Source organism: Thermatribacter velox, assembly GCF_038396615.1.
GTDB classification, from domain to species: Bacteria; Atribacterota; Atribacteria; order Atribacterales; family Thermatribacteraceae; genus Thermatribacter; species Thermatribacter velox.
This window is the reverse complement of record NZ_CP121689.1, coordinates 355090-373850: the sequence shown is the minus strand read 5'-3', so window position 1 is coordinate 373850 and position 18761 is coordinate 355090. Positions and strand designations below refer to the sequence as shown.

The 18761-nt window shown below is 45.6% G+C and carries 20 protein-coding genes and 1 tRNA gene; 5 read left to right on the top strand and 16 right to left on the bottom strand.

The window, feature by feature from the left end; translation table 11 throughout:
- Positions 1–38 precede the first annotated feature (38 nt).
- The 12 genes from QBE54_RS01865 to QBE54_RS01810 all read right to left on the bottom strand — a co-directional run bounded on the left by QBE54_RS01865 (position 39) and on the right by QBE54_RS01810 (position 8397).
- Positions 39–206, bottom strand: coding sequence for a hypothetical protein (locus QBE54_RS01865; protein WP_369019449.1), 168 nt, complete (start codon positions 204–206; stop codon positions 39–41).
- Between the two features lie 14 nt (positions 207–220).
- Entirely contained in the window at positions 221–1027 is an 807-nt protein-coding gene (locus tag QBE54_RS01860; RefSeq protein ID WP_369018665.1) for a histidinol-phosphatase HisJ family protein, read from the bottom strand.
- A gap of 94 nt (positions 1028–1121) precedes the next feature.
- Positions 1122–1391 (bottom strand): HU family DNA-binding protein, encoded by a 270-nt coding sequence (locus QBE54_RS01855; protein ID WP_369019373.1) that lies wholly within the window; start codon positions 1389–1391, stop codon positions 1122–1124.
- 61 nt (positions 1392–1452) lie between these two features.
- The gene (locus QBE54_RS01850; RefSeq protein ID WP_369018664.1) at positions 1453–1713 is read right to left on the bottom strand and encodes a stage V sporulation protein S; all 261 of its coding nucleotides are present in this window, start codon (positions 1711–1713) and stop codon (positions 1453–1455) included.
- Between the two features lie 169 nt (positions 1714–1882).
- Positions 1883–2326, bottom strand: coding sequence for an NUDIX hydrolase (locus tag QBE54_RS01845; protein WP_369018663.1), 444 nt, complete (start codon positions 2324–2326; stop codon positions 1883–1885).
- Between the two features lie 26 nt (positions 2327–2352).
- Positions 2353–3231 (bottom strand): DUF89 domain-containing protein, encoded by an 879-nt coding sequence (locus QBE54_RS01840; protein ID WP_369018662.1) that lies wholly within the window; start codon positions 3229–3231, stop codon positions 2353–2355.
- Between the two features lie 17 nt (positions 3232–3248).
- The gene (locus tag QBE54_RS01835) at positions 3249–3947 is read right to left on the bottom strand and encodes a TrkA family potassium uptake protein (protein WP_369018661.1); all 699 of its coding nucleotides are present in this window, start codon (positions 3945–3947) and stop codon (positions 3249–3251) included.
- A gap of 50 nt (positions 3948–3997) precedes the next feature.
- A complete protein-coding gene (locus QBE54_RS01830) occupies positions 3998–4399 on the bottom strand; it encodes a thioesterase family protein (RefSeq protein WP_369018660.1) in 402 nt (133 codons plus the stop codon).
- Positions 4386–6314, bottom strand: a complete 1929-nt coding sequence (ftsH, locus tag QBE54_RS01825) for an ATP-dependent zinc metalloprotease FtsH (RefSeq protein ID WP_369018659.1) — start codon at positions 6312–6314, stop codon at positions 4386–4388. The genes QBE54_RS01830 and ftsH overlap by 14 nt, the downstream gene beginning before the upstream one ends.
- A 22-nt stretch (positions 6315–6336) precedes the next feature.
- Positions 6337–6903 (bottom strand): hypoxanthine phosphoribosyltransferase, encoded by a 567-nt coding sequence (gene hpt, locus QBE54_RS01820; RefSeq protein WP_369018658.1) that lies wholly within the window; start codon positions 6901–6903, stop codon positions 6337–6339.
- 7 nt (positions 6904–6910) lie between these two features.
- Complete coding sequence (gene tilS, locus QBE54_RS01815; RefSeq protein ID WP_369018657.1) at positions 6911–8290, bottom strand: tRNA lysidine(34) synthetase TilS; 1380 nt, start codon at positions 8288–8290, stop codon at positions 6911–6913.
- Positions 8291–8320: 30 nt separating this feature from the next.
- Positions 8321–8397, bottom strand: a tRNA-Met gene (locus tag QBE54_RS01810).
- Between the two features lie 557 nt (positions 8398–8954).
- Here QBE54_RS01810 and QBE54_RS01805 point away from each other — a divergent pair.
- Positions 8955–10349, top strand: a complete 1395-nt coding sequence (locus tag QBE54_RS01805) for an ATP-binding protein (protein WP_369018656.1) — start codon at positions 8955–8957, stop codon at positions 10347–10349.
- 73 nt (positions 10350–10422) lie between these two features.
- Here the strand turns inward: QBE54_RS01805 and QBE54_RS01800 are convergent, their stop codons facing one another.
- Both QBE54_RS01800 and QBE54_RS01795 read right to left on the bottom strand, forming a co-directional pair.
- Positions 10423–11583: an ATP-binding protein gene (locus QBE54_RS01800; protein ID WP_369018655.1), complete on the bottom strand. Its 1161-nt coding sequence runs from the start codon at positions 11581–11583 to the stop codon at positions 10423–10425.
- A 523-nt stretch (positions 11584–12106) separates the two neighbouring features.
- Positions 12107–12454 carry a desulfoferrodoxin family protein gene (locus QBE54_RS01795; protein WP_369018654.1) on the bottom strand — a complete coding sequence of 116 codons (348 nt, stop codon included), beginning with the start codon at positions 12452–12454 and terminating at the stop codon, positions 12107–12109.
- 112 nt (positions 12455–12566) lie between these two features.
- Here QBE54_RS01795 and QBE54_RS01790 point away from each other — a divergent pair, with 112 nt between their 5' ends.
- Genes QBE54_RS01790 through QBE54_RS01780 form a run of 3 tightly spaced genes read left to right on the top strand, consistent with a single transcriptional unit; the run spans position 12567 to position 15135 of the window.
- A complete protein-coding gene (locus QBE54_RS01790) occupies positions 12567–13514 on the top strand; it encodes a TIGR00269 family protein (protein ID WP_369018653.1) in 948 nt (315 codons plus the stop codon).
- Complete coding sequence (locus QBE54_RS01785) at positions 13492–14694, top strand: acetate/propionate family kinase (protein WP_369018652.1); 1203 nt, start codon at positions 13492–13494, stop codon at positions 14692–14694. Before QBE54_RS01790 ends, QBE54_RS01785 begins: the two co-directional genes overlap by 23 nt.
- A 12-nt stretch (positions 14695–14706) precedes the next feature.
- Positions 14707–15135 (top strand): C-GCAxxG-C-C family protein, encoded by a 429-nt coding sequence (locus QBE54_RS01780; protein WP_369018651.1) that lies wholly within the window; start codon positions 14707–14709, stop codon positions 15133–15135.
- Between the two features lie 35 nt (positions 15136–15170).
- Here the strand turns inward: QBE54_RS01780 and QBE54_RS01775 are convergent, their stop codons facing one another.
- Positions 15171–16679, bottom strand: coding sequence for an FGGY family carbohydrate kinase (locus tag QBE54_RS01775; protein WP_369018650.1), 1509 nt, complete (start codon positions 16677–16679; stop codon positions 15171–15173).
- A gap of 14 nt (positions 16680–16693) precedes the next feature.
- Positions 16694–17425: an SDR family oxidoreductase gene (locus QBE54_RS01770; RefSeq protein ID WP_369018649.1), complete on the bottom strand. Its 732-nt coding sequence runs from the start codon at positions 17423–17425 to the stop codon at positions 16694–16696.
- Between the two features lie 120 nt (positions 17426–17545).
- On the opposite strand from QBE54_RS01770, the gene QBE54_RS01765 reads away from it, so the two are divergent.
- Complete coding sequence (locus tag QBE54_RS01765; RefSeq protein ID WP_369018648.1) at positions 17546–18751, top strand: FprA family A-type flavoprotein; 1206 nt, start codon at positions 17546–17548, stop codon at positions 18749–18751.
- Positions 18752–18761: the final 10 nt, after the last annotated feature.

The following is an 18761-nucleotide window of genomic DNA, read 5'->3' as shown; positions in this document are numbered from 1 at the left end:
CCGTCGGAAGACACAACCAGGAACAAAAAACAAAGAGCTTAGCGTCTCTTAAAATCAAGTGCAGAAAGAAAAATTACGATCAGCAACACAAAATAAACCCAGATGAAATTTCTGGTCCAGAAAGAGTCAGGGTAATCTTGAACCAGCTTGACGTACAAAAAGGGAGCAAAAATCACCAGAAAAACCATGGTGGTAATCATTCTCAAAGGAGAAAACATTTTCATGGTAGAGAATACTCTCTGAAACCGCGCTTTGAAAAAGCAACCAGACCTTCAAAACCTGCCTTTTTCAAAAGTTCCCGAGCCCGGTCAAAATCTCTCCCCACATCTTCAGGGCGGTGAGCATCAGAACCCAGGCAAACTTTTATCCCCATTCGTTGAGCACTTTTTAAAATAGGGAAAGAAGGGTACGCATCCCGAACCATTTTTCTCCATCCCGCAGTGTTTAGCTCCAGCACCATACCCATATCAGCACAGACCGCGAGTGCCTCTTCTTCTTCCGGAATAGGCCGGGTAGGAAAAAGCCCAAATTTTTTAGGGAGGTCAAAATGGGCAACAACATCGAAAAGGCCAGTCTTCATTCCCTCAATCAAGACCCGGTAGTACTTTTTATAAACCAAATCCACAGGATAGCGTTCGAAGAAACGAATATATCTGGGATTGTCGAAGGGCCAGCCGTCTATAAAATGAACTGAAAGCAAGAGGTAATCCCAATCAAACCCCTCCAGTAAATCGGTCAATGCTTTCTCTTTTCCAGGGATATAATCTACTTCAAGACCTAAACGGATTTCAATCGTCCCTTGGTAGAGTTTTTTGAGCTTTTTCACTTCTTCAACATACAGACTCAGCTCTTCCTCAGGAATGGCTGCAATCCTTTTCCGACGGTGAGGAGGGAGAAAGTATTGCGGAGAGTGTCCTGAAAAGCCTATTTCAGAAAGACCTACTTCAATCGCTCTCTGTACGTATTCCTGGTACGTGCCTTGAGCATCTCCGCAGCGAAAGGTATGAATGTGGTAATCACAGAGCATAGCACAAACCCCATAAAAAAGGAGGGAAAAATCCCTCCTTCTTCAAAAAACCAACCTATCTTTTCAAAGAAATCTTGTTACTTGTAATAACCGCTTACTTGACTGCGTCTCTCAGCATTTTGCCTGGACGGAAATAGGGCACCTTGGCAGCAGGAATAACAATCTCTTTGCCGGTCTGTGGATTACGCCCTCTGCGGCTTGCTCTCTCCTTAACGCCAAAAGTACCAAATCCCACCAACTGAACCTTGCCGTTGCTCTTCAGCTCATTTTCCACGACCTTTAAGAAAGCATCTACCACTTTTGCGGTATCCTTTTTAGTGATGTTAACCCCTTCTTTTTTCAGCTCCTCAGCCAATACATTCACAAATTCCTGTTTGTTCACTTTTAGGACCCCCCTTTTACAAATTTAAAATTTTTGTTTCCCTCTACGCCGGAAGTACGATGAAACGTATTGCGGTTTTTTCCGTGTCATCGATTTTTACATCCACAAATGCCGGAATGCATACCAAATCGATGCCACTTGGTGCCAGGTATCCCCTCGCAATGGCTATCGCTTTTACTGCCTGGTTTACAGCTCCTGCTCCTACTGCTTGCATTTCCGCCCTACCGTGTTCACGTATTACCCCAGTTAGTGCTCCTGCCAGAGCTGCCGGTCTCGTTCTTGATGAGATCTTCAAGAGCTCCATAGATGAACCTCCTCAAGCTGAGCTATGCTGCTTCTAAGGGATATCTCTTTTCCCGGACCAGGGAAACAGCTATCCCCCCTCAAATAGGTATTGTAAGCCATATTGCCTTTTTTGTCACTATTTTTGGGCCTTCAAAACAAATTTTCTGCTAATTTTTTCAAAACGACAATCAATTTTCCTGATTCGAGCTTCCCAGCAAAATATTTTTCAATTTGACAAGCAAGTCTCTCTCGTTGGGATAGGTTAGTTTTTGCGTTGCTTCAACAAGCGGAAGCCAGACAACCTGCTGCACTTCATGAAAATCCGGAGACGGCTCCTCAAAAGTCAGGGGCTCTGCCAGGAAATAGTGAACGGTTTCATGAACAAGAAAACCATCCCGATGATAAGAATAGGAAATCTGGCCAGCCTTCCCCTTCAAACGTACTTTCAAACCAGTTTCTTCAGTCATCTCACGCAAGGCACAGTTTTCAAGCTGTTCTCCCACCTCGAGATGACCCTTAGGAAGAGTCCAGGCTCCTGAATCTTTCTTCTGAATCAGTAAAACCTCTATGCCCCTTTTACCTTGACGGACAACGATTCCTCCCGCAGCGACAACGTCTTTTTTTTCTTCCACGATAACCTCCTCCAACCGCAAAAGAACTATACCGGCTGCGGTGTTTTCTGTAAACCTCTTTGCAAAACAAGTGCTCCCCGGGGAACTTCCAACTCCCGTGCCACCGGAACGCACTTGGCTTTCAAAAGGAAGTACACCCTGTCTCGCCTCCAGGAACTCAGGCTTTCAAAATTGGCCTGTCCTTTGGAGATAACCAGGTCTGCTTCTTCCCAAGCCTTTTGCACCTCGGGTAAGGCCTTCTCCAAGTCAATGCCTATTTCTGCCCTGCCGGTGGTTATGATTTCAACTATCGATCCCAGACCTGCCTCTTGAGCATCAAAAAGCGTAGCATCATTAGACATGGGACCACCTTTAACCACAAAAAAGACCTTCTTAGCAGGTGTAATTTCTTCCAGGAAAACCCGGTCAAAAACCACTTCACCAGCGTTGTCCGCTGCATAAAAGATGGATTCTGCCTCTTCCAAATCCTCCAGAAAGGCCTCCAGATGACACCTGCCCCAACCTTCATCAGTAATCTGAGCCAGAATTTTTTCGGGACTAACTTCTCGATACACCCCAAGATCGATAATGTTACCAGCAATGGCAACTTTAACTGCTCGCTCCAGCCTTTCTTCAGGTGGCCCTTCTTCCACAAAGGCTTTAAGGCGAGGATAAAGCTGTAAGGCAATTTGATTGTATTTCCTTTTCTCTTCTCTATAAATATCATCAACGCCAGTCATCGTTTTGGCAACCTGATGAGCAAGAGAAGTCATATAGGCTGGAGTCCATTCAGGGTCTGCGCTGGCGAAACGCTTACAAACCTCTTGGGAAATGCGCCAAACCAGATTCTTAGGAGCTCCAGCAAGCAGCGCTGCTTCTTGGGCCTGCCTGATGTTACAGGAAAAGCATTCCAGTTGAGCCTTCATAACTACCGCACCTCCTGCTACTTACCATTTTTACCATTAACACGGACTTCTCTACCCCGATTTGACTCGCTGCTCCTGAAAAATTGTTGCAATTGCTGTTCATTGCCCAGGACGTAAATTATATCTCCCTTGAGTAACATTTCGTCCGCCGAAGGCGAAACGATGTACTCCTCACCACGCTTAATGGCCAGCACGTTAATACCATACCTGTTGCGCAACTGAGCCTTGCCCAGCGTCAACCCATACAAAAATGGAGGAACCTTTGATTCCACAATGTTGTATCCCGGAAACAGTTCTTCAGTACGAATAGCATTGGGAAGAGCCAAAGTCTTGGCCAGTTTAAAAGCCATATCCTGTTCAGGGAAAATTACCCGGTCTGCCCCAATTTTGCTAAGAATCTTGCCATGCATTTTGTTAATAGCTCGTGCCACAATGAAAGGAACACCCAGCTCTTTAAGAGTAATAGTGGTGAGAACGCTGGATTGAATATCATCTCCAATGCTGACCACAGCTACATCAAAATTTTTAATACCCAGTGCTTCCAACACTTTCTCATCGGTCGTGTCTGCCTGGACGACTTCGGTTATTTTGCCCGCAAGTTCTTTAACCGGTTCTTCCTTGATATCAACGCCCAGTACTGTAAAACCCAGCTTGTAGAGATCCAGAGCCAAACTGCTCCCAAAAACTCCCAAACCAAATACTGCAATCTGCCGCATGCCGGCTTACCTCCACAAATATCAGAAAACCAAGAAACCAGCTACCCTACTTATTTTTCAGCTTTAGCCTGTAACTTTTGCAAAAACTTTTCGCGATTGATTACAAACCTTTCCAGTCGGCCTTCTCCAATTTTTTCGACTTCGTCAAAAGCCTCCGCTTCAAAAACCAGTTTATTCCTGTATATCTCTACCAGGGTAGCACGCACAGTCACTTTCATTCCCTTAGGCGTAGCAGCAACATGGCTCACACTGACCCGGGTGCCTACACTGATATACCCCTCCGGAAGATGATTCTTAACCGCCTGGTGTGCTGCGTTGTCCATAAGCGAAACCAGCATAGGAGTGGCGAAAGCGGGAACCATATCCGGATCAAAGCGGTCAGCAGTATTTTCGTCATTCACTGTCGTCTCAACAACACCCGTCAGACCCACCCTCAAATCACTGGATTTCATTGGCAGACTTTCCTCCTCTTTCCTGCAAAGTATTCTCAGAGTCTTCTTCTTTATTATCGGTACCTTCCGAAATTTCTCCATCCTGACCATTAGAAACAGCAGTATCAGGAAGCTGCAAAATGCGATCGATGTCCTCTTTACCCAGTACTTCCCTTTCTATAAGTTCCATCGCAAGACTATCAAGCTTATCGCGGTAACTGGTAAGGATAGAGCGAGCCTGTTGATATGCCCGATCAATAAGTGCTCTTACTTCCTTATCAATGGCATAAGCTATCTCTTCGCTGTAATTGCGATCTTCAGCAATATCCTTGCCTAAAAACACTTCCTTGTGTCTTCTGCCCAGAGTCAGTGGACCAAGAATTTCGCTCATCCCATATTCACAAACCATTTCTCGAGCAATTTCGGTAGCCTTTCTCAGGTCGTCATGAGCCCCAGTCGTGACATCATTAAAAACCAGTTCCTCAGCCACCCGACCCCCCAGCAGGATGGCAAGTTTGGTGAGCAACTCCTGTTTGCTAATTAAATACCTGTCCTCAGTGGGAAGCTGTAGTGTGTAACCCAGTGCTGCTCCACCTCGAGGAATGATGGAAATCTTGTGAACCGGGTCACTGTTGGGAAGGGCTTTGGCCACCAGGGCATGACCTGCCTCGTGATAGGCTACGATTTTCTTTTCTCTTTCGCTGATGATAACATGACGCCTTTCCGGACCAGCAACCACCTTATCAATAGCCGCTTCCAGCTCTTCCATCCCGATAACCTCTTTACCTTTGCGCGCCGCAAACAAGGCAGCTTCATTCACCAGGTTAGCCAGGTCCGCTCCCACAAAGCCCGGAGTCCTGCGCGCCAGAATGCGAACGTCTACGTCTTTAGCAAGCGGTTTCCCTCGCAGATGCACCCGCAGTATAGCTTCTCGAGCAGCTACATCAGGACGGGGAACAGCAATGCGTCTGTCAAACCGACCAGGGCGCAAAAGCGCAGGGTCCAGAATGTCAGGACGATTGGTAGCCGCAATCAGGATTACTCCCTCGTTGGGGTCAAAACCATCCATTTCAACCAAAAGCTGGTTGAGCGTCTGTTCCCGCTCGTCATGACCACCACCGAGACCCGCTCCCCGGTGGCGACCCACTGCGTCAAGTTCATCAACAAAAACGATACAGGGAGAATTCCTCTTAGCAGTGGCAAATAAATCTCTGACTCTCGCGGCACCTACGCCAACAAACATTTCGACAAAGTCTGAACCGCTGATGCTGAAAAAGGGTACGCCAGCTTCTCCAGCCACCGCACGCGCTAACAACGTCTTGCCAGTACCCGGCGGCCCATAAAGCAATACCCCCCGGGGGATACGCGCTCCAATACGCTGGAACTTACGGGGATTCTTCAGGAAGTCAACCACTTCCTGCAGCTCTTCTTTCACTTCGTCCACACCGGCAACGTCGCGAAAAGTAACCTTCACTTTTTCAGGGTCCACCATCTTGGCGCGGCTTTTAGCAAAAGAAGTTACTTTGCTCCCTCCCTGGAGCTGCTGCAAAAGGAAAATCCAAACCACAATCAGAAGTACAGTGGGAAAGAGCGAACTCAATATTCTGGCCCACCAGGAAGGCTCTGCTGGAGGTTTGGCTTCAATCTCAACATTGGCATTGCGCAAAATGCTGATTAGCTCTGGATCTTCAGGAGCATAGGTGGTGAAACGTGTGCCATCGTAAAGTTCTCCATAGATGTTGCGGTCCATTATGGTTACCCTTACCACCCGATGCTGATTGACCGCTTCCAGAAATTCGGTGTAATTCATCACCAGGGGTGGAGTTTCTCGCTGCATGAGAGAAGTAGCCAGCGAGATGATGATAATCAGAAAAAGGAGGTAAAACCCTAAATTGCGGTAAAACCTCCCGTTCGGGTAATTGGTATTCAACCTCACCGGATCAACTCATCCTCCATTTCTACCTTGTAAACTCAGGCTGATAATATTCTGGTTTCAACACAAAAATAAAGGGATAATTACGATACTTTTCAGCAAAATCCAGCCCATACCCCACCACAAAAAGGTTGGGAATCTCAAAACCCACGTAATCTATTTTCAAATCCGGAACTAAACGCCGCTCTTTTTTGTCAAGCAGAGCACAAACCCTCAGACTGGCTGGATTTCGCGTGGAAAGCACTTCCAAAAGGTGTTTCAGGGTAAGACCGGTGTCAACAATGTCTTCCACAATCAAAACATCAACACCGGTGATCGACTTGTCGAGGTCCTTTAAAATTCGCACCACTCCACTCGATTCCACGCTGCCCCCATAACTTGATATCGACATAAAATCAACACTAAGCGGGAGCTTTATATTCCTGATCAAATCGGCCATAAAAATAAAAGCGCCCCGCAAAATCCCCACCACTCGCAAATCCTTGCCCTGGTAATCTCTGGTAATTTGTTCCCCAAGCTCTCTTACTTTTTGCTGAATGTCTTCATGGGGAATAAGTACTCTTTCAATAAAGCTATCCTGGTCAGACATCATGGCAACCTCACACCTTGCAAAGGATAAAGAGCATACGCTTGCTATTTTCCTTAACCTTTACTCGTTCGTCAAGTGCAATCCCAGGAATCCAGATTATCTTTTCTGCATCACAAAAAAGGGGTAAACTCCTCCGCCATTCCCAGACAACACCCATTTTCTGAAAAAGCTCCTTCACTTTTATTTCCTTGCCCCGATAGATTATTCTATCTCCAGAACGAAAATTGCGCACCCTGAGAGGAAGGCGCAGGGTATCAAAATCTAAAATCGCGCTCCAGCGGCCAGGCTTTTCCCTCGTTTCTACCTCACATTTTCCCGCATCCAGCAATTTACTCTCCACATGCAAGCCAAGGTCTTCAAAAAAACATGTACCGGGAACTTCCAGAAAACGTTCCCAATCAGGATAAGAGAGTAAAGGTAACGCAGTAGGACTGCCGAAAATTTTTCCTTCTTTTATGAAAACCTCAAACTTACCCGGCAAATCCATTTTTCCTCTGCCCCTTTTTATTAAACGCACCAGAGCCTTTAGGTGTTCCTGACTTATCTCCAGAAGATCTCCTCTTACCTCTTTTATAAAAAACCTTACCGCATCGAACAGTAAATCTGGAGGCAAATTGAGCAAGGCACTCAAGGGAAGGGACACCAGGTTGCCCTTTCGCTCAACAGGAAGCGAGATTTCCGATTTCCTTTCCTCTATAATCCTCTGCACATTTTCAGCAAGACGAAACAGCGCCCTTTGAAAGTCGGGGTTAAAAACCTCTTCAAGAAAGGGCATCGCCAGGTGGCGCACCCGGTTTCTGAAGAAGGTCAGCCTGAAATTAGAGCTGTCCTCGATAAAGGGAATCTCTTTCTCACTTAAAAACTCAAGTATTTCCTTTCTCTCCACAAAAAGTAGAGGACGAATGTACTTGCCAGCAGCAGGCTTCATTCCTTTTAAACCATCCAGGCCACATCCTCTCAAGATATTCATAAACAAGGTTTCTGCCTGGTCGCCAAGGTTGTGCCCTAAGGCTACCACATTTGACCCAGTTTCAGCAGCAACCTGTTCAATAACTTCATAGCGGACCCGGCGAGCAATCTCCTCCAGTGAACCCTTTTCCTGTTCCCAGAGTTTTAAAACCCCTCTCCGCACCACTACAATCGGAAGTCGGCGTTCCAGAGCCCAGCGAACACAAAAACGTTCGTCCCTTAAGGCTTCCTCTCCCCGCAAGCCATGATTGAGGTGCAAAAGTACCAGCGCAAAATTCTTCTTTCTCTGGATGCATCGGAGGACTTCCGCCAGTGCTACCGAATCAGGACCACCAGAGAAGGCAACCAGAACTTTGTCCCGAGGATGAATCAGTGAGTAAAGGTCTATGAAATGGGAAACACGCTCTACTAAATCTGACACCAGGCACCAGATCGAAAGGCTAAAATAATATGGTGGCGGTGCAGGGATTCGAACCCCGGACGCTCCGGGTATGAGCCGGATGCTCTAACCATCTGAGCTACACCGCCACAAGCACTTTATATTATATCGCTATAGCCCGAAAATGACAAGAAGTGCACCAAAGCACGATAGTATCAATTTATTGTAGGGACCCCAATTCCAATTCTTTCCCTTCTCTGGCTTTGCTTCTTTGAGTCCCACTTATCCAGGGGGTGCTGGTAGCAGGGTCTTTGGAAGTTCACATTACCAAAAGGCAACCGGATGCTTCCTAGACCGCTTTTGCGCATTATCCTGAAGGGCCCTCCTCTGGCTCTATCCTGGCAGACTTCCCGATTTTATGATATTTACTTTGTTCCTCATCCACAAATAATACGCTTATCTTATCCCGCTGAGATGGTAAAGTCTTTTTATCTACACTAACTTGAAAAATGCATCACCAAGGGTAAGACAATGTGGAATTGATATATATTCCCGAAATACAGAGCCTTCAAACACCAAACCCTCAAAATATGTCGGATTTTGTCGATTAGATTCGATAAAAACGTGCGTTTTTATCTAACGCCTTAGATAAATTCGAACGAATGTGATAAAATGAACCACAGCAAACCATCAAGGAGTGAGCATGGTGCAAGTTGACGAGCTTTACCTTATGAACCCGTGGTGGCGCGACCCAAAGGCGATACATGGTGACCGACACATTGGAGCTTTCGAGGGAAGTACCTTTAAATACTATCCAGAAAAGTTATTCAATGAAATCTCCCCAGAAAGACCCGGGATATACACCATAAGGGGACCACGTCAGATAGGGAAAACAACTTTTCTGAAACTTTACATTCGAGAGCTCGTAAAAAGAGGCATAAATCCCTCGAATATCTGCTTTTTCACCTGCGATGGCATAAACGACAGATTTGCGCTGATAGACACCATAAAGACTTATTCCCAAATTTTTGCAAGGAAAATTCAGGAAATCAGATATCTCCTTATAGACGAAATTACAACCATAGAAGATTGGCAGAAATCAATGAAGTATTTGGTAGATATTGGCTTGTTAGAAGACTGTCTCCTTGTTCTCACAGGGTCTTCTGCTTACGACTTGAAAAGATCCAGCGAGAGGTTGCCTGGAAGAAAAGGATACGGCAAAGATTTGGTCTATACCCCCATCACTTTCAGAGAATTTCTGAAGAACCTGGGCGTGCATGTTGATGGAAAAACAATGGAAGAACTTCTCTCCCTTTCCGCTCAAGATCTGAAAACACTTTACCTTAAAAATGGCTTTTTAAAGGAATACTTTCTGAAATACCTGAACACGGGTGGCTTCCCAAAAGTTATAGACGACTTTTTGAGCCTGGGTAGAATCAGTGAGCAAACGAAAAACATTTATCGAGATTTCATTTTAGGAGACGCAGAAAAATACCTGGGTTCGAGAGCCAATATACTGGAAATATTTAGGAAACTTCCAGCCATTGTTGGGCAGAGATTCTCCTGGAATTCCCTCGTCAACCTTTTTATGGGTGCTATACAAAGTGTTGATACGGTTCAGAAATACCTTGAGTACCTGGGTTACAGCTTCATTCTGGCAAATATTTTCTTCGTCGACGTTTCCAAAAGAACCATTAGATACAAAAAGCAGAAAAAGGTCTATCCGTGTGATAAGGTAATTGCCGACATCATCTCTGAAATCAGTGGAAAAGAGATCGGACTCCCTCAACTTATAGAGATGTTCACACTCAGACATCTCATAAAAGACGAGAATCTCATTCCCCATGGTATGAACCTATACAATGGACCATTTTTCTGGTACTCAGACCGTGGAAACGAAATCGACTTTGTTTATGAGCACAATGGAAGCCTGGTACCAGTTGAAGTAAAATACCAAAACAAAATCAACAAATCAGATTATTACGGAATGAAGCGCGTTTTCGGGAAAGGCGTTCTCATCACTCAAGATATGGTTTTCAAGGACGAAAATATCATCGGAATCCCTGCCTGGCTGTTTTTTGCAGTGTTTGAAGAAGCATGAATTATTGCGCTTTATTTCTCTTTGTGAACCGGAAGCTTCCAAAGCGATAAAACAAATTTATAGTCTTCAACGATCAAATGTAGTACCAGGGCAGGATATAAACTCCCCTTGCTAATTGAATGACCTTCTCCGATGGGCAAACGATATATGCAACATTCGCATTTAACTCTTTTTTTGCTGATACTATCTTTTTGATGTCGCTCAAAGAAGGTTTGTCTGATGCCTTTACCTCAAAAAGGGCTACTTCTTTATTCAGAGTAACGACAAAATCTAAATCGAAATTTTTCTCTCTGAGATAAAATATCTGTGCGTCAAAGAGATCAGCCTGTATTTTGAGCTGGTAATAAACGAAATTTTCCAGAAGTTTCCCAAACCATTCCCTTTCTGGATCTATCTTGAGAAAATGTCTTACCAGTGCAGAATCTATAACATAAACTTTTTTCCTCTTTCGCAAACTCTTTCTCAACGAACCATATCGCGTAATCTTTTCCATAACCATTAGGCTCTCCATAACAGATAGGTACCGGTACACGGTTGCTTGTGATATGCCTATGTGCTTTGCTATCTCTGTCTCGTTCAAAAGGGAAGAGATTGTGGAAAAACTTTCGACGAGGAACGAGGCGAAAGCCGAAAGATCGATCACCCCCTGGAGAGTTCTGAATTCTTTCTCCATATATGTAGAAACGTATGTCGCATACCACTCACGCCAGTTTTTCTCCATGAAGAACGCCCGGGGAAACAATCCTCTGGCGAAAACTTCTCTTAAATCAAAATCCGGTGGCTTTACGTCCAGAATTTCTCCCTTTAGCAGATATGAAAGTGTAGGACCTCTTTCTACTACTTCTCCTATAGAAAATGGATAGAGTTTCAAATAAACTGCTCTACCGGCAAGACTTTCTGAAATTTCTTTTGACAGCAAGAGAGCAGAAGACCCCGTCAGAACAAAACGACGATCTCTCTCGGAATCAACAATTTCCTTTACAACAAGGAGTATATCGGGCAATCTTTGAACCTCGTCGATTAACACCATCTCTGAATCCGGTATCACGGCTTTTGGATCTTCACGCGCCAGGTGAAGCGTATAGACATCATCGAAATTAAGGTAGTACGCATCAGGAAAAAGATTTTTAATCATTGTGGTTTTTCCGACCTGTCTGGCACCTACCACAACTACAACCTGAAACTGCTGCAGCAAATTCTTTGCTCTCTCTTCTACCCACCTATGAACATACATACTCTAACTCCATTCGTATTATGAATAAAAATTATTCAAATCACGAATAGCTTATCATGAAGCACCAAAAAGGTAAAGGCTTACCCTGATGATAGCGTCGATTCATTTCAGAGCCTCAATTCTAACTCTTCCCTTCTCTGACTTCGCTTCTTTGAGCCTCGTTTATCCAGGAAGTGCTGGTAGCAGGTTCTTTGGAAGTCCACATTGCCAATTGTCAAAAGGAAACCGGATGCTTTTTGGGCCATTTCTACGCATTACCCTGAAGGACTCTTCTCTGGCTCTATCCTGGTGGACTTCCCGATTTTGTGATATTTACTTTGTTCCTCATCCACAAATAATACGCTTATCTTATCCCACTGAGATGGTAAAGTCTTTTTATCCACGCTAACTTGAAAAATGCATCACCAAGGAGAAGACAATGTGTAATGGATATTTCCGAATCCTACGAATAATTAACGGTATAAACTCCTCTAAAATATGCTGCTTTAGCAACCTTTTCTCCACTACACACAAGCAACTCAAACTACTCAAGTGCCACAAATTCTTCCCATCCCCCATGAATATTGCAAAAAACGAGTACAAAAATGCCTGAAAATTCATCTATGTTGACATGGACGCTAACTACAGGAAAGCTAATGGTCGGTGTGAAATTAAAAGTGGCAATGTGAGAAAGCTGTCTGTTTCTTTTGTGTACCCCTAAAAGCTGAACACAGGTTATATAGTGCTCCAGGGTGTTGGGGTGGGGAGTTTCTTTGCCTACGGTTACCTTAACTATGGGGCAACTACACTGATCACACTTCTCGATCTCCACCGCAGGGAGATGCTTTTCCCAGCCCGGGGCGTCCTTTTGCAATAACTCTCCAAAACGCACATTTACCACCTCCTGCCCTTTGTAAAATGTTAATGCTTCTGATTGGAGAAAGCAACCATTTTGAAAAAGCCGAACTTTGTGGTAGATTGGTGCAACAGAGGAGGTGAATCTTTTGAAGTGTACTCGATGCAAGCAGGAAGCAGTGATGAAACTGAAAAGGCACAACTCCTCCTTTTGTCCTGAATGTTTCGACATTTTCTTCAGCCGCCAGGTTGAACAGGCCATAAAGAAAAACCGCATGTTCAGCAGGGAAGAACCAGTACTGCTTGGAGTATCTGGAGGTAAAGACAGTATGAGTCTCTGGTTCTATCTACACCAGGCAGGCTATAAGGCGCAGGCTGTTCACTTTGACCTGGGCATGGGAGAGTATTCCCTGCGTTCCAGAGAAATAGTGGAAGGGTTTTCAAAACAACACCAGCTTCCACTTGAAGTCATCGAGGTAAAATCTTTAATCAACTATTCAATCCCGGAAGTGACTAAAAAAGTGCGCAATCGCCCCTCCTGCTCAGTATGTGGAATGATTAAAAGGCACCTGCTCAATCGTTACGCCTGGGACAACCATTTCTCGGTTTACGCCACCGGGCATAATCTTGACGATGAAGCAGCAACCTTGCTCGGTAACATCCTGCACTGGCAGGATGGCTATTTAGCTCACCAAAGTCCAGTTTTACCCAGCCCTCATCCTAAAATGGTACGCAAAGTAAAGCCCTTTTACACACTGACTGAGGAAGAAATACGCTGGTATGCCAGACTCCACGACATTCCTTTCATAGCAGAGCGTTGCCCCCTTTCCAAAAGAGCAAAAAGCTTCCACTACAAGGAAGCTCTTGATTTTCTGGAGGAGAAATCTCCGGGCACCAAGCACATGTTTTTACTGGGTTTTTTGGAACGGAGAGATAGGTATTTTGCCAGCAATCAGGAAAAAGTAGAACTTGGTGAGTGTTCACGGTGTGGCATGCCCACCACGCTTGAGGTGTGCTCCTTCTGCCGCCTTATGGAAAGACTCGACTCTCAAAAAGAAAGGAGCGAGGAAAACAATGCTCATCATGGCAGTGAATAGCGGTGGTTCTTCTATCAAATACGAAGTCTTTGATATCCGGGAAAACAGTTTTCGCTCTCTTCTTAAGGGTAATTTGAAGCGTCTTTACCGAGAAGATGCTCACCTGGAGCAGAAAACTCCTGATGGCAAAACCGTTAGAAAAGAAATTCCCCATGCGGATCATGAAAAAGGACTGAGGTTCATTGTGGAAGAACTCGGCTCTCCACAAAGTGCTATTCAGGACATCTCTGCTCTGGAAGCAGTAGGCATAAAGCTTATCAACGCAGGTAAAGAATTCACTTCGACCTGCCTCATTGACCAGAAAGTCATTGAAGCTTTACAGAACTATTCCTCAGTAACCATGGTCCACAATCCCCCGGCACTGTTGGCTATAGAAATTTTCAGAAAAATTTTGCCCCAGACTCCTCTGGTAGGAGTCTTTGAAACCAGTTTCCACAGGAGCATTCCAGAAGCCCATCGGGCGTACGGCCTTCCCTGGGAGCTGTGCCAAAAGCACGGAATAGAAAAACTTGGCTTTCATGGCAACTCCCATCGCTACATTGCAGAAAGGATTCAAGCGCTTACCACTTTCAGCAAAAAAGTTATCTCCTGCCATCTGGGGAGTGGCTGCAGCGTCTGCGCCATCAAAGACGGCAAATCTTTTGATATATCAAGCGGTTTTACGCCCCAATCAGGAACCATCATGTCAACCCGTCCTGGAGACTTCGACCCCCAGGTCATCACCTTCTTGCAGGAAAAAGAGGGCTTCACTCCTCAAGAAATCGACCAGCTTTTGACCCGAAAATCCGGGCTTTTGGCCATCTCTGGTAAATCTGCAGAAATGTGGGAACTGGAAAAACTTGCCACCGAAGAAAAGGATAAGAGAGCCGAATTGGCTATAGAAGTGTTTGTGTACCAGGTAAAAAAGTACATTGGTGCTTTCTTTGCACTCATGAACGGCGTTGACGCACTGGTTTTCACCGGAGGAATTGGTGAAAATGCTCCCTCAATTAGAGAACGTATCGCTTCAAATCTCGATGCGCTGGGAATTGCCATCGACCACGAGAAAAATCAGCAAACGGTCGGCCAGGAGAGAAAAATCAGTTCGCCAGATAGTAAGGTTGAGGTGTGGGTTATTCCCACCAATGAAGAATTGATGGTAGCCAGAGAAGTGTATCACCTGTTAAAACAACAAAAATAAGGAGGGAAAGCCATGAAAAACGCTGGAGATTACCATGATCTGGGCTTCAATTGCTGTGAGTCAGTACTGCTGGGAGCGAGTGAACTTTTGGGAGTAAAAAGCGAACTCATCCCCAAAATAGCCACCGGTTTTGGAGGAGGAATAGGGCACACTGGGAGAATATGCGGTGCGATAACCGGAGCAGTTATGGCACTGGGTATAAAATATGGAAGAACCTCTCCTCAGGATAAACACACCCGGGATCAGCTTTATCTCAAAACTGAAAAATTCTTGCAGGATGTGGAAAAAGAGCTGGGTTCGCTTAACTGTATAGACCTTATTGGAGTGGCCCTCAACACCGAAGAAGGCTTGCGTGAATATCGAGAGAAAAACTTGAGAGATAAATGCCACGAAATCATTGAAAAAGTAGAACAAATACTCAGAACCTACCTCACAGAGTAGCTGGTGTTTCAAAACACCAGCTACTCTGTATCAACTCACTTTTTGCGCCTCTTGTAAAAGGGAGCAAGAAAGTAGGGCACTTTCTGATATTCTCGATAAAACTCTTCATAAAGGCCTGCCGCAGGAGAGGGATTGAAACATCTGGTCTCTACTTTAACCGTCTCTTTAGCTTCCGATAGGTTCTTTGCATCGCCAACTCCTATTTTGCAGAAAAGAGATGCCCCCAGAACCGTGGCTTCCTCGCAAGAAGTAGTAGTAACTGGCAGGTTTAAAACATCCGCTCGAATTCGGTTCCACAACTCATTCCTGGCGCCCCCACCAACCACTCTCAGACCACGAGGTGAAAAGTGATACACTTCTTCAATTGCTTCCTTGGCCTGTCGCAACTGGAAAGATAAGCCTTCCAGCGTGGCCCGGAAAAGCTGAGCCCGGCTCGAAGTTAATCCCAAACCAAGAACGGTGCCTTCTGTACCCTGGGGCTTGTTGGGTCCAGAAGGCATGAAAGAAGGAACCACCACCACTCCATTGCTCCCGGGAGGGACACTAAGCGCATCCTGAATCATAATCTGGTAGATCTGGGGGTCGTCTTTCACATCCGAGAAAAGATTTCTTCTCACCCATTCCACAACTCCCCCAGCAATCATCAGCATCTGGGGATTCCAGTATCCATCCTCGGCATCAAGTTCTATCAGCATGCCCAGCTCAAAAGCTTTGCGAGAAGCCAGATATTTCTTGGAGCGGAAAGCCGCTATCTCCCAGGTGCCCGAACTCAGAATCAAATCTTCCTCGCCAGCTAATGAACCTACCAGCGCAAATTGCGTATCATGACCGCATACAACAACCGGGGTACCCACCGGTATTTGAGTTTCCTGGCTGGCTTTATCATGAATCTTTCCAATCACTTCTCCCGGATAAACAAGAGGCGGGAAAAATCCTGGGTCAAGCCCTACCAAATCCAGTAATCTCGACGACCACTTTCTTTCCTGAAGATCAAGAAGCATTGAGGTCGAAGCAGAAGTAAAATCCAGAAACATTTCCCCACACAACCGAAAACTCAAAAGACCTGGCATCATCAAAAAAGTATCAGCTTCCTCCAGAGCTTGTGGGGCATTTTCCTTGAGCCAGAGAAACTTCAAAAGGGTATTGAAAGGCAAAACCTGATAACCAGTGATTTCAAAAGCCTCCCAGGGATTTATCAGCTGCTCTATCCTGGTCACCCAGGAAGAAGTACGACTACACTGCCAGGAAATGACCGGATAAGTCAGGGTACCGTCTTTTTTGACCGGGGCTCCGTCAGCTCCAAAGGTGGTTACTGCAACTGCTCTAACTCCCTTGCCAACTTCCCCTACAACCTTGCGAATGGCTTTGCAGAAAATGTCCCACATTTCCTCAATATCCCATATCAAAAATTCAGGATTTTCCTCTTGAGGGCGGGGAGCATTGGGAAAAGAAGCCACGGAAAGAATTTTGCCCTCTTCGCTGATAGCCACAGCACGGAGACTGGTCGCGCCACAATCGAGAATCAGAAAATACTGAGCTTGCATGCAACTAACCTCCTTTATATCCAGGGTTCCTTAGAAAACCTGCGCACTGACACCTCATCAATAACCGCATTGCCTCGCTTGCTAATCAAAAACCACACAATTTCAGCAATCTCCCGGGGAGGAACCAAAATTGAAGGATCCAGGTCCGGACGCATGGAGGTAATCATCTCTGTAGCCACACCACCTGGAGAAACCACGTGAACTCGAATCCCGTCTTTATGAACTTCCCGCGCCAGAACCTTGCTAAAGCCAAGCAGGGCGTGTTTGGAAGCCGTATAAGCCCCCTGGTTTACATAGCCTTTGTAGGCAACCACCGAAGCAATGTTCACAATGGTAGGCACCTGCGAACGACGAAGGTAGGGAAGCGCTGCCTTACAGATTAAAAATGGAGCCCGCACATTAACCGCCATTTGCAAATCCCACTGCTCGAGAGTGGTCTCTTCCAAAGAGGCGGGAAAAGCTATTCCAGCATTGTTGACAATAACATCGAGTTGACCAAAGTGCTCCACAGTTTGCTCGACCACCTTTTGCGGAAAGAAAGGATCGCTCAAATCCCCAGCGCAAATCAGGGCCCTTGCTTCAGAAAGAGTATGTTCTGTGCAAAAAGCGAGCAAGGCGTCCTGAGAACGTGCAACCAGGGTAAGACGCAGACCCTGACGGGCAAAAAGCTCTGCAATGGCCCGTCCTATACCACGGCTTGCTCCAGTCACCACAGCCACTTTATCTCTCCACTCCACTCCCTCCATTGCAAAACCTCCCCAAAAGCCATTTTGTTCTCAACTCTACCAGGAATAAACAACCTCAGTAATAAGTTTACATTAAAATACGCAATAATTGGTCTTGTTTGGGAAAGGAGGAGCAAAGAAGTGCCCAGGATTGAAATTGCCCCTAACGTCTTCTGGATAGGTGTAAACGACTATAACACGGAGCTTTTTGAAGGCCTGTGGCCAGTAAGTGAAAAAGGTGTATCCTACAACTCCTATCTTCTCAAAGATCAGAAAAACGTTCTCATAGATCTGGTAAAGTCTTCCTATTTTGATGAGTTCCTTTATCAAATAAAACAGGTCATAGAACCCCGAGATCTCCATTACATTGTGGTCAATCACATGGAACCAGACCATAGCGGAACCCTGAGTCTCTTGCGAGAAGTAGCACCACAAGCAACCATTCTCTGCACGCCTCAGGCTCAGCCAATGATACAGGCTTTCTACCACCTTGAAAAAGGAATACAAACTGTTCAAGACGGCGATGAGCTGTCCTTGGGCACCAAAAAATTGCAGTTTTTTTTCATCCCCTTTGTGCACTGGCCAGAAACTATGGTAACTTTCGAACAATCTTTCGGCATTCTTTTTTCCTGCGATGCCTTTGGGGGCTATGGTGCTCTGAAGGGAACAATCTTTGATGACCAGTGCCAAAATCTGGATTTCTACATCGACGAAGCCCTGCGCTACTATGCAAACATTGTTGCCAAATTCAGCGCTATGGTCAAAAAAGCCATTGCCAAACTGTCCGACATCAAGCCCAACGTGGTAGCCCCTTCCCATGGTTTGATTTGGAGAGGCAATCCTCAGCAAATTGTGGAACTGTACCAGAAGTGGGCCGATTTCCAGACTACTGGCGGCGAAGCAGGCGTCACTCTGCTTTATGGAACCATGTACGGGGCCACCGAAAAAGCAACCGAAACCTTCATGCAGGGACTGCTGAAAAGTGAAGTTCCATTTGAAGTTTTCGACGTACGGAAAATTCATCCCAGCTATATCCTCAAAACCCTATGGCAGAATCGCGGGGTCGCTGTAGCGGTACCCACCTACGAAACCGGTTTATTTCCTCCCCTTGCACACCTTCTGGACCTCGCTAAACGGAAGGGGATAGCTGGCAAAAAAGTGGTCTACCTGGGCAGTTTTGCCTGGTCTGGAGGAGCTAAACGGGAGTTAGAGAAGTGGTGTGCTGACTTGAACTGGGAAATGATAGATAGTCTGGAATTCAAAGGAAATCCTACTATTCAGGAATTTCAGAAAGTAGAAGAACTGGGAAATAGGTTTGGTAAAATGATAAAACAGGTGTCCATTTAAAAAATCCGAA